Raw genomic sequence first — 9,974 nt, 5'->3', positions numbered from 1 at the left:
ATCATGAAGGCGCTAACAACCAATCCGTGGCCTAAAAAAACAACCGGCCTAAATCCGCCCTGCCTAACCTGCTGTTTAAAGTCGTGAGGAAAAAAGCCGTATATGTCAGCGTGTAGCTGAGGGGACATCCTTACTTCCCATAGTATGGGGATGAAGTAAACCAGGCCGGCGCCACTAAGGAGAAGGAGGATGTTTCTTTGGCTTGATTGGGTGTTGAGTAAATAGTATCCAATAATAAACGGTGCGTAGACGAGCGAAAAGTAGCGCAATAAGTAAGTGACGCTGTCCCACCAAGTTATTCCGGGTATCACGCTGGATATGAATGATAGGCTTTCTGTGTTGTTTATAACGGTGATGATCGGCGATAAAAAGCCTAAAATTAATAGAAATTTAATGGGTTGTGAATCGCTGAAGAATGGGTTGTTTTTTATGTGTTTCTTTAATAAAAAATATGCAGTTAGCCCAATCATTATCGATTTAGTAATGCCTGGGAGCAATGGTAGATCGATCATTGTTTTTTCTGGTAATAACAGGTAGGGGACGATAAACACTAATATGGCTGCGCGTTCAACGCCGTATTTTCTGTAGATAATTGTGGCTAGTAGGGGCCAACCGGCCATCATTGCGTAAGCGAAAAAGTTAGGCATTGAGGTGCTCTGCTATAGTGTCGCTGTAATCTGCGGGCTAAATTTGGGTGTGGTGCTTATTGGGCTCTCATCTGTAAAGTATATAGTAGTTTCTGGACGTGATCGTAATAAATACCTTTGGCTTGCCTACTTTAGCGCGCAGGTTTTCTGCTGTTAAATAGCATGTTAAGGCCTGTTTATGTTGAGATTGTCAGTTGTTCATTCTTATTGTTTTAATGTGTTTCTTGTGGGGTTGTATGGTTTGTGGAGTCGTAGTTATAGGTCGCAACGAAGGTGCTAGGTTAGTTCGGTGCTTAAAGTCTCTGGGGGGCATGCCTTGCGTCTACGTAGATTCCGGATCAACTGATGATAGTGTGGTCCAGTCACGCAAGTTGGGAGTAAAGGTTGTCGAGCTCGATCTGAATAAACCTTTTACCGCTGCGCGCGCACGCAATGAAGGTTTTCGCTACTTGGACTCTATGGTTGAGGGTCTTGAGTTTGTCATGTTTGTGGATGGCGACTGTGAAATCACACCGAATTGGTTCGAGGATGGTCTGGCGAGTATTGCTTCTGAACCTGATGTGGCAGTGGTGTGTGGTCGAAGGCGTGAGCGATACCCTTCGAGTACGGTTTACAATCAAATGTGCGACATTGAGTGGAATACGCCTGTGGGAGAGGCTAAGGCTTGTGGCGGAGATGCCATTTATAGTGCTAAAGCATTTCGCTTTGTTGGCGGTTTTGATGGTTCTTTCATTGCCGGTGAAGAGCCGGAGCTTTGTTTTCGTCTGCGCCGTGCCGGTTATAAAATTCTGAGAATAGGTTCTGAAATGACACTTCATGATGCAGCTATGACTCGCTTTGGACAGTGGTGGAAAAGATCTGAGCGAAGTGGGCACGCCTATTATTTAGGCTACTATGCGCATGGTGGGTGTGAAGATGAGCGTTTTCGCCGTAAAGAGGTGCGGAGTATCTTATTTTGGGGTAGTGTTCCGCTTTTTGGAGTGTTACTTAGTTTATTGTTGCTGAGTATTCTTCCGGTTATTACAGTGCTGCTGTGCCTTGTTTTGCAGTCGATTAAGGTTTTGCGTTACATGAATACTCAAGGTCTGCGGCAGGGCATAGCTCCTGTTTATGCTTCATTCACGATTCTGGGTAAAGCGCCTCAATTGCTAGGCGTGATTAAGGCTTGGTATAAATTAAAATTTGGAAAGGATATGCACCTTGTGGAATATAAATAATTACAAAAGGTGCATGTTAATAATATTACTTATTGCTCCAAGGATTGCGGTATAGCCCTATTTTTTGTTTCAATATAAGTATGAAGAATGGCATGTCTTCTAATAGGTATCGTTTAACTAGTCTTTTAGGTTCTTGGAGCATTCGATAGATCCACTCAGTCCCTGTTTTAGTCATCCATTTTGGTGCTCGCTTTAAATTGCCGGCCTCAAACTCTATAGTGGCGCCAATAGCGAGGTGAATTTTAACATTGCGGAGTGAGGGTTTGTGTTCGAAAAGCCACTTTTCTTGCTTTGGGGCGCCAAGACCAATGGCTAGAGTCGTTGCGTTACTGTCGTTAATAAGTGCAATGATTTTATTGTTTTCTTCCTCGCTGTGTTCAAATCCAAAGGGTGGAGAATACGCGCCAACAACAATTTGACGTGAAGCGCGCTGATTGATGTTTTCTTTGGCTTGAATTACAGAGGTTTCAGTTCCACCCAGTAGAAATATACCCATTGATTCATTATGTTTATGGTGTTGGCAAAAAGCGGGGAAAAAATCTGAGCCGGTAATTTGCTCTTTAAGTGCGGTTTTAGCGAATAGTAAACGGCTTAGGGCATAAATTATTCGGCTATCGCATACCGTAAAATCGGCTTGTTGGTAGCAGTCGTAAAAGGATTTGTCCTTTTGGAGTTTCATTAAGTGGTCTATATTGGGTGTGACGACGACCCCTTCTGTGAGGTTTTCAAGTAATTCTGCTTGAGTGATGTTGTCGAAAGTTACATTGAGAATAGTACTTTTGGCAAACTGCATGAAATGGTGGTCCTGATTGATAAATAAGCATTGAGGTGCTTATTTGGGTAAGGTCTAAATAGAGTGATGATAATAATAGGCATGGCCCTCTTGGAAGTCTAGGGGTACCTGCTATTGTAAATGTAGATGTATTACAGGCGTGCCGTATGGCGAGTTTTGAAGAATTATTGACTATGTACTCATCTGGAGAGCAAAGCTTTTTAGATGTTGTTCAGTATTGGGTTGATGCAAGCCCCAATTCCAGTGCCGTTTTAGCGGTTGATGGCGAGCTTTGCTATGCAGATTTAGCGGTTAAAGTGGGCGTAATGGCCCACAACTTAGGCGTTGCAGGTGTTGGTGTTGGCGACCTTGTGGGCGTTAGCATCGAGCGCACCATCGATATATTACCTTTGCTGCTGGCTGTTTGGTCTGTGGGGGCGGCTTATGTTCCTGTGGATCCAGCCTACCCTCTGAGTCGTCGCGAATACATCATCAAAGACTCCGGGGTAAAATTGGTCGTCTGTGAGAGTGACAGCGAATCACTTGGCGGAGTAACAACTCTTTCGGTAAAGAAGTTGAGCTCAGGTAATTCACATCGTTATGAGCCTGTACCGCGGTCTAGCGACGCACTTGCTTACCTTATCTATACTTCTGGCTCTACCGGTGCCCCAAAAGGGGTGATGATATCTAATGGTAATGTAGCCAATTTTTTAATTTCCATGAAGTCATCGCCGGGCATGACGTCGACTGATCGTCTTTTGGCGACTACAACGATATCCTTTGATATTCATGTTTTAGAGCTGTTTCTACCGCTGTTGGTCGGAGCACAGGTTGTTATTGCCTCAACTGACGAGGCGCGCTCTTTAGTAGATCTCCAGCGTTTAATTGATGATTGTTATATCTCGATGATGCAGGCAACGCCTGCGACGTGGCGGCTTGTTTTGGTGGGTGGATGGCGACCCGCTTTGCCACTAAAAATCTTAGTGGGCGGAGAGGCTTTTCCTCGTGACCTTCTCGGTGAAATGTTAGCGTGTAGTGACCAAGTGTGGAATATGTATGGCCCCACGGAGACTACTGTATGGTCAACATGCTACAGAATTCCGTCTGCAAATGCCCCCCCTGGAATAGGGTTCCCTATTCGGGGTACATCAATCTATATCGTTGATGAGAACAATCATTTGGTTAAATCTGGTAGTGAAGGAGAGCTACTAATCGGTGGTGCTGGGGTGACGATGGGCTATAAAGGGATGCCTGACTTGACCTCTGAAAGGTTTATTTCTTTGCCCGAAATATCCCTAGGTTTGCTGTATAGAACGGGTGATCTCGTTAATATCGATGAATCAGGCTGTCTGCATTACATTAATCGCCTCGATAATCAAATTAAGATCCGAGGTTTTCGTATTGAGCCAGGGGATGTCGAGAGGGCGCTTTCTATGTTTTCTGGTGTGGACCATGCGGTGGTTGTCTCGAGCCAGTTTTCGGTAGGTGATGAACGCTTGATGGCCTTTTATGTTGGAGTCGAGGCTGACACTATGACCTTGCGTAGGCATTGTGCGGATCTGTTGCCTTCACATATGGTGCCTCAGCATTTCATTTGTGTTTCTGAGCTACCTAAGACCGATAATCAAAAAATTAATCGCAAGGCGCTAAAGGAAAACGGTGAGAAATACGTTGATTCTCAGCTGCCTACAGTAAGTGGCGTTAATGGCGTGCCTCGTGATGATAGGGATCGCAGTGTTGTTGCTGTATGGGAGGCAGCGTTAGGTATTTTTGGTATAGGAATTGATGATGATTTTTTCGATTTAGGGGGACACTCTCTTTTGGTTTTCCCTGTGGTAGAAGCGATAAATCGAGCCACGGGGTTATCGTATACGCCCGCCGACCTTTTTGAGCGCCCAACCATACGTGCAGTGTTGAGTACTGTGAATGGAAATCAAGGCGCGGCCAGTGTTGTTAAACTTAATACTTCCGATTCCCGTTGCACGCCTATTTTTTGCTTATGTGGCGTTAATATTTATTTAGAGCTGGCTGTCCAGTTTAAAGAAAACCCCGTATACGGCATGTTTGCGAAGCAAGAAATTGCTTTAATTGATGCTGCGAATAATGATTATACAGTCCAGGTATCCATACCTTATTTGGTTGAGGCCTATGTTGACGCGATCGTACGGCAAGAGCGTTATCAAGAAGTTATATTGGTGGGCCTATCTTTCGGTGGGATTTTGTCAATAGAGGTAGCCAAAGCGCTCGAATCAAAGGGGATTACGGTTAAGGGGGTGGCATTGCTGGACGCATACTTGCCCGGCTGCGCCGAGCGTACGCTAAGAAAGACTCTGGCGGACAGCCTTTTGCGTGCGAGAGATAAGGGCGTTGGTGGCGCAGCTTTGGCAGCTTGTAAGAGGTTTCGCCGCTGGATAGGGCAGGCGAACACAATACCGGCTAACACTGTTAATCTTGAAATGGATGAGTCGGCTCGAGAGCGAATATTTGATCGAATATCTTATGGTTATAGTGCGCAAGCAACTAAATACGGGAGTCACGTTCTTTTGGTTAAAGCCCAAAATACGGATTTTGGTTTGGGTTATCAAGCGAGTAGTGATTATGGTTGGGGGGCGTTAATTGGTGGGCCGTTAAGTGTGGAGAGCGTTGATGCGGATCACGTTGGTATGATGAAGGGTGACGCCATTGGTCTTGTGTATGAATACGTTACCGAGTATATGAATAAGGGACGCTAACTGTGGCTGTTGAATTAACTTACACCTGCTATTGCGGAAAGGCAGGTCTCGATGACTTGTATCAAGAGTGGTCTTTGTTGGCGGAAGTTAGGGCCTCGCACTTCTTGCACTTCCCCGGCTGGTACCGTGCGGAACTGAATGTGCGGGCGAGTGATAAAAATGTGTTTTTTATTGTTGTGCGGTCTCAGGGCAAGCTTGTCGGCGTCCTTCCATTTGAAATGCAGTATCTTTCGGTGTCGAAATTTCAGTTGCCTGTTCTGCAGTTGTTTTATCCCAACGAGATGGGCGTAAACGATATCTTCTCGGTCATGAATCTTACTGAGTATCTTCAAGAGATAACGCTTTTTATGCGAGGACAGCTGCCGTTTTTTGTATTGATCAAATGGCAGTGCGTTTTGTGTGATGGCGGTGCAGCATCTATCGGCGGAGACATCAGGCTATCCCATGACTCTAAATATCTTGATTTCTCCTGTGGCGTGGAGGCGTTTTGGGCGCGTTACAGTAAAAAATTTGTGAAAGGCTTGCTTAAGAAAGGCTGCAAAGCTGAGGTTGGTGGCCCATTGCGACTGGAGTTGATTACCGAGTCTTGTCGGTTGAGTGATGCATTTGATGTGTTTTTAACGCTGGAGGATTCTGGGTGGAAGGGGGCTGAGGGTACCAGCATCCTGAAACAGCCTGCGAAAATGGCGTATTATCAGAGCTTACTCTCAGCTTATGGCGGTAGCGGCAACTGTCAAATCAACCTTCTTTGGCTAAATGAAAAACCTATTGCGGCTCAGTTTGGCATTATTATAAAAAGGACGCTTTATTTGTTAAAAATTGGCTTTGATGAGTCATTTTCAGAGGTGAGCCCGGGGTATTTGATATTGGAGCGTCTTATTAACGCGCAGCAAAGTAGCGGGTTAATTGACAGGGTCAGTTTTGTGACAGGTGTTAGCTGGATTGATCGGTGGAAGCCGTCAAGTCAGTCGGTGGGTGTTTTTTATTCGTCTAATGGTTCGTGGTGGAGTAAGGCGGTAATCGCATTAATTAACTCACGTTTAGCGCAAAGCATCCTTGCTCGACGCGGGCGTTAGTCTTAGTCTCTTTGTCCGTTGAGCAGGCTATATAGCTTCGGCATTATTCGCTTCAGTGCTAATGCGCCCAAAATACACAAAGTGATAGTAAGTGTCGGAATGATAAATAGGCTAATAATCAAGCCAAGCTCTGACGACTGCCCCGGTATTCTCTGGACGATGGTTTTGATGAATTCTATTGTTGGGTAGTGAGATGCGAAAATAAAGAAGCTATATGGCGATAGAGATTGTACTGCTGAAATAAAGCGAAACTTTCGCTTGTAGCACCCCAGAATAATAATGCTGCTACTTAATACGCCTAATACCCTTAATAAACATAGGAAGGGGTAGCTGGCTAACCATTCGTGTATATAGCCGTTAAATGCTCGGCCAGCCAAAGCCAAAGCGAAGAGAGTCAAGATTAAGTACCTAAATGGCCATAGAGTATTAATAGCGGCCTCTATACTTGGCGTTCTTTTTTGTAGAGCGGCACCTAAAGTGAAAAACATTAGAACGTTGCCATAAAAGAAAGGGCTGGGTATTAGGTCGCTAACCCAAACTGCAGATAGCGCTATTAGTGTGATCCAGAAAGCCTTGTTAAGGCTGAGGCTAATAAGTGGTGCTAAGCATAGCGTTAGTATAAGGTCGTGAATAAACCAAAATTGGAAAGCAAAAGGTGTTTGGGTTATGCCCAGTATCCCATCAATGAGGGTCATTAGTGAGGGGTTGTCAAACCCATAGTTCGCCCATTCAAATAAGCCTTTTTCATGACCTACCATGTAGAGCATATAGGATGCAGTAAACCAAATCGCGCCCCATAAAGCAGTGGGTAGAGCAATAGTTAGTATTCGCCGACGAAATTTTTCTGCGTATGAACGACTACTTGAGAAAAACAAAAAACCAGAGGCAATACTGAGTATTGGCACCGCGGCCATGCTGGACCAGTGGAGTATGGCATTCAGAATATTTGCAGCCGAAATGGTTTCATCTGTGAGACTAAATCTTGGGAAAAAGCCTGAGGCCGGAATTGTGAACACGTGATGGACAACTAAGCTGGCGATCATCACGAAGCGTGCGATAGACAATATATCGCTGTCGGTTTTCGAAATGACTTTGTCTTGAGTGTTTTCGGGTGTTAAATGTTGTGATAATTGAGGCATGAAGGGGTCGTCAGTCGTCGGTGGAGGCTAGTCACAATGTTTATTTAACTACGCCTTTATATAACAGGAATATGTGAGTAGGCATGAATCATGCCTACTCACATAAAATAATAAGGTAGTCGTGATCTGTTGTCTGGACTCACGTGATATCAAGCTAACTGCTACTTCAGGGAGTATTTTGCTTGCAAGTTATATGCGAAATCTCACTCATCAATAAAAATGTGTAAACTTAATCGACAGGTTTTGTGTCGCTAATTTGCTGTTCAAGAATACGCTATTTTACGTTCTGGATACGATGTTAATGAAAGGTTTAGGTAGATATGTATGTTAAATAGATTAATAGGAGCTTGTTGTTTATTGATAGTTCCCGTCACTAATCTACATGCGGATGATTTTATTGTTCGTGCGGGGGTGGATGTACAGTCAGTTGATAATGCAAGAAACGCCACTGTTGAGGCGCTTGAAATTAAAGAGAAGCAAACCGTTGCATCGCTCGTAATGGCGGGTGAAATCGCGAGCCGTTATGTCCGGTTTATATCGGATGCGTCCTATATAAACCGTCGTTTTTCAGAGCAAACGGCACAAAATAATGATTTGTTTCTGGGGTCTGCAGCTCTAGAACTCGGTGATGGAATCAGCCTTTTTTATGGTAGCGCTTCGCATCGGGCAGAAGAGTTGTTAATTGATAGCTTGCTGGGTGATGCGCCTGAAAACTTGGATCGCCGAAGTGTCACGTCTGGCACGCTTGGCTTACGGGTTGGTCGGCGGGCTAATCGATTTTCACTTTACGGGAATGCGACTGAATCAAGATTTGATTCTAATGGGTTAAATGATTCATCTAGAGTTGGAGGTGGTCTTTCTTTTCATCGCTTAGTTGGCCCTTTGAGTACGTTTGGGCTTGAATTAAGCGGGTACTCTTTGGACTATCTTAACGTAGACTCCGTATCTTTTGATTATCGTCGCGCGAGTATTTCTTGGGAAACAGAGTTGCGCCAGCTGAGCTACGCTGTAAATGTTGGTAGAAACAGTATTGGTGATGGTAGTGACAGTAGTGAGAGTTCGCCGTTCTACGAGGTGGGCTTGGGTTACGAAGGCGCTGTACATCAAGTTTCGCTGACATTTAAGCAGTGGTTGACGGATACATCTCAAGGTTCAGAGGGTGGCGGCAGCGTTGCCGGACCTGATGGCCAGTTAAGTGTGACTGACCAATATAAGATGAGGAAAGGTGAGTTGAGTTGGCAATCCTCATTTGTTTGTGGACGTTGTGATGCAAGTTTGATCTTGGGTACGGAGAGTGAAAACTATCGGCGTGAAAAACAGTTGGATTCTGAGGAGTATGCGGTATCAATGGGTTTCGATTACCGCGCACGCCGTACACTTATTTTTGATGTGGGTTATGAGCTTCGGCAGGTTGACTTACTTGTGGGCGATGATGATTATGATCAAGCCAACGCACGAATTGGTATTGCGTGGAGCGAGGTATTTAAACACGGTAGGTTTCGCCTCTTCGTAGAGCGAAGCGAGCGTAAGTTCAGGCTGGGGTTGGATGATTATACGCAAGATATTGCGGGAGTTTCCTTCGATTATCAATTATACCGGCGTTAAAATATCTAAAGTTTTGTGGTTGATGGTCGATAGTAAGGGTATGAAGCATCGTTGAAATGGAGAGTTGTAGCCCTTATGAATAGCCAATCAGCAATTAAGTCGTATGCCAAGGTTCAGTATCGTAGTGATGTCGAAATCGCTTCCCCTCACCGGTTAATTGATATGCTTTATCAGGGAGCAATTGATCGTATTGTGCAGGCCAAAGGTGCTATGCAATACGGTAATGCGGAGCTTAAGGGGAAAAAAATCAATAGTGCCGTCAGTATTATAGGCGGGCTTAGGGAGAGCCTTAATACTGGCGATGGCGGCGATTTGGCGCATAATCTTGATAATCTTTATATCTATATACAACGCATATTGTCGAATGCTCATTCGAAAAATGATGAAAAGTTACTGGATGAAGCCGTAACGCTATTGTCTGACCTGCAGAACACGTGGAAAAAAATCGGTTAGTTAAACTGGAGTGCTATGTAATCTGTAGGGGGTGAGTACAGCGTGCTCGCCAGCTTAGGGGGGGGCACGGAATAAGGGCCGAGGAAAAAATACTTTATATAATACTTGCCTTCTGCTTCCTCAACAGCGTTGCTCAAAGCGTTACATGCCTCGATAACTGCTCCATGCGTTATCCTAATGACCTATGTCCATATAGGCCCCGGCATGGCCCCTTCGAGCGCCTTATTGATAAAGCCGGCGCCCTCGTTTGCTTGGACAAACTATTATTGCCCCGCCCCTAAATTGCTGGAATTTGGGTTTGTGGGTGCTTGCTTGACGAGGCGAAAATATGGC

At 44.9% G+C, this 9,974-nt stretch carries 7 protein-coding genes and 1 pseudogene; 5 read left to right on the top strand and 3 right to left on the bottom strand.

Translation table 11 applies throughout. From position 1 onward, the window contains the following. A pseudogene (locus AC3A8L_RS16610) lies at nucleotides 1–647 on the bottom strand (hypothetical protein); the annotation flags it as partial. A gap of 215 nt (nucleotides 648–862) precedes the next feature. Here AC3A8L_RS16610 and AC3A8L_RS16605 point away from each other — a divergent pair. Beyond that, entirely contained in the window at nucleotides 863–1,864 is a 1,002-nt protein-coding gene (locus AC3A8L_RS16605) for a glycosyltransferase family 2 protein (protein ID WP_487963391.1), read from the top strand. 25 nt (nucleotides 1,865–1,889) lie between these two features. On the opposite strand, the gene AC3A8L_RS16600 is transcribed toward AC3A8L_RS16605, so the two are convergent. Continuing rightward, nucleotides 1,890–2,657: a WecB/TagA/CpsF family glycosyltransferase gene (locus tag AC3A8L_RS16600; RefSeq protein WP_487963390.1), complete on the bottom strand. Its 768-nt coding sequence runs from the start codon at nucleotides 2,655–2,657 to the stop codon at nucleotides 1,890–1,892. Between the two features lie 146 nt (nucleotides 2,658–2,803). Between AC3A8L_RS16600 and AC3A8L_RS16595 the strand changes: the two genes are divergently transcribed. Continuing rightward, nucleotides 2,804–5,368, top strand: coding sequence for an amino acid adenylation domain-containing protein (locus AC3A8L_RS16595; protein ID WP_487963389.1), 2,565 nt, complete (start codon nucleotides 2,804–2,806; stop codon nucleotides 5,366–5,368). Between the two features lie 2 nt (nucleotides 5,369–5,370). Next, on the top strand, nucleotides 5,371–6,444 hold the full coding sequence (locus tag AC3A8L_RS16590) for a GNAT family N-acetyltransferase (RefSeq protein WP_487963388.1): 1,074 nt from the start codon (nucleotides 5,371–5,373) through the stop codon (nucleotides 6,442–6,444). Nucleotides 6,445–6,446: 2 nt separating this feature from the next. On the opposite strand, the gene AC3A8L_RS16585 is transcribed toward AC3A8L_RS16590, so the two are convergent. Beyond that, nucleotides 6,447–7,583, bottom strand: coding sequence for an acyltransferase family protein (locus tag AC3A8L_RS16585; protein ID WP_487963387.1), 1,137 nt, complete (start codon nucleotides 7,581–7,583; stop codon nucleotides 6,447–6,449). Between the two features lie 324 nt (nucleotides 7,584–7,907). Here AC3A8L_RS16585 and AC3A8L_RS16580 point away from each other — a divergent pair, with 324 nt between their 5' ends. Next, a complete protein-coding gene (locus AC3A8L_RS16580) occupies nucleotides 7,908–9,188 on the top strand; it encodes a hypothetical protein (RefSeq protein WP_487963386.1) in 1,281 nt (426 codons plus the stop codon). Nucleotides 9,189–9,263: 75 nt separating this feature from the next. Continuing rightward, nucleotides 9,264–9,641, top strand: coding sequence for a flagellar export chaperone FliS (gene fliS, locus AC3A8L_RS16575; protein WP_487963385.1), 378 nt, complete (start codon nucleotides 9,264–9,266; stop codon nucleotides 9,639–9,641). Nucleotides 9,642–9,974 lie beyond the last annotated feature (333 nt).

The sequence above is a fragment of the Marinagarivorans sp. genome (assembly GCF_982758155.1).
The sequence above is the reverse complement of the archived record's forward strand: the minus strand, read 5'-3'. Positions and strand labels throughout refer to the sequence as shown.

Bases quoted from the DNA above. Each gene is read 5' to 3' on its own strand.
- AC3A8L_RS16595 (WP_487963389.1), top strand. From the start codon at position 2,804: ATGGCGAGTTTTGAAGAATTATTGACTATGTACTCATCTGGAGAGCAA.
- AC3A8L_RS16600 (WP_487963390.1), bottom strand. From the start codon at position 2,657: ATGCAGTTTGCCAAAAGTACTATTCTCAATGTAACTTTCGACAACATC.
- AC3A8L_RS16580 (WP_487963386.1), top strand. From the start codon at position 7,908: ATGTTAAATAGATTAATAGGAGCTTGTTGTTTATTGATAGTTCCCGTC.
- AC3A8L_RS16605 (WP_487963391.1), top strand. From the start codon at position 863: ATGTGTTTCTTGTGGGGTTGTATGGTTTGTGGAGTCGTAGTTATAGGT.
- AC3A8L_RS16585 (WP_487963387.1), bottom strand. From the start codon at position 7,583: ATGCCTCAATTATCACAACATTTAACACCCGAAAACACTCAAGACAAA.
- fliS (WP_487963385.1), top strand. From the start codon at position 9,264: ATGAATAGCCAATCAGCAATTAAGTCGTATGCCAAGGTTCAGTATCGT.